Annotated in this window: 1 protein-coding gene; it reads left to right on the forward strand. The window is 45.6% G+C overall.

The annotated features are described in order from the left end of the window. On the forward strand, window positions 1-1286 hold a 1286-nt coding region (locus ACWHAR_RS21825; protein ID WP_452087804.1), incomplete at both ends, for a polysaccharide biosynthesis protein.

Raw genomic sequence — 1286 nt, forward strand, 5'->3', positions numbered from 1 at the left:
CCACATCAGGATTTCCAGTCATTATTTCAAAGCTGATGAATGATTATAGTGAAAAAAATCATCACACCATATTAAAAATATCAGCGTTGTTTTTGTCTTTAATCGGTATTTTATTATTTCTTTGTTTATATCTGGGTGCTGTTCCTATTGCACTCTTTATGGGGGATTCGCATCTAGCCGTGTTAATTCAAGTGGCCGCATGCGCGTTTCTGCTGTTCCCATTTGTCGCGTTGCTTAGAGGCGGTTTTCAGGGGCGGCACGAAATGCTCCCTTCAGCCTTATCACAGATGACAGAGCAGTTTCTGCGTGTTGCGGTGCTCTTGGGTTTATCATTTTGGCTCGTGAAAAAGGGAGCCTCGCTTTATACTGCGGGAGCGGCAGCCGCTTCAGGCTCTCTTGCCGGAAGTTTGGTTGCATTGGTGATACTGGGGTTTTTTTGGTTCAAAACGAAAAGAGAAAACCAAACGGATAGGCAAAACGAAAATGTCATCACAACAAAAGAATTGACGAAAAAACTGCTTTTATATTCGGTTACAATTTGTGTAAGCAGTTTGCTGCTTTTGTTTATCCAGCTTGTTGATGCTTTGAATTTATATGCATTGCTTTCGGGTGGTGAGGCAAGCGAAGAAGCAAAACGCCTAAAGGGGATCTATGATCGGGGACAACCCTTGCTGCAGCTCGGCTCAGTTTTTGCCGTAAGCATTGCGACGTCACTCGTTCCGTATATTTCTATGGCCGTAAAAAACAATGAGCTGAAGATCATGAAAGAAAAAATCACGTCATCTTTGAAACTATGCCTTGTGCTTGGTACGGGCGCATCGGCTGGGTTGATTTGCATTCTAAAGCCGGTTAATATCATGCTGTTTCAAAATGGAGAAGGGACAGGTGCGTTACAAGTATTTAGCTGCTCCATTTTGTTTGCATCTATGGCAGTAACGGCAGCGGCAGTCTTACAGGGCGCGGGGTACACAGTTTTTCCAGCGATAGCGGTGGGCGCGGGTGTTGCGGTGAAATGGGTGTTAAACACACTTTTGGTTCCGCGCTATGGGATTGAAGGCGCATCGCTTGCGACAGCGGCTTCCTTTGCGGCTGTCGCCGGCCTTAACTTGTATCAGCTTCGGCAAAAGGAATGGCTCGATAAGCTTAGAGGCGTTTTGATTCCGATTATTGGATCTGCTCTTTTGATGTCAGCTGTTTTGCTTGCGTATACGCGTCTCTGGACTTTCTTGTTTCCTGCAACAGGAAGAGGAGCGGCTGTGATTGAGAGTCTTTCTGCTGTTGCCATT

This window comes from Bacillus sp. LR--39 (assembly GCF_053613335.1).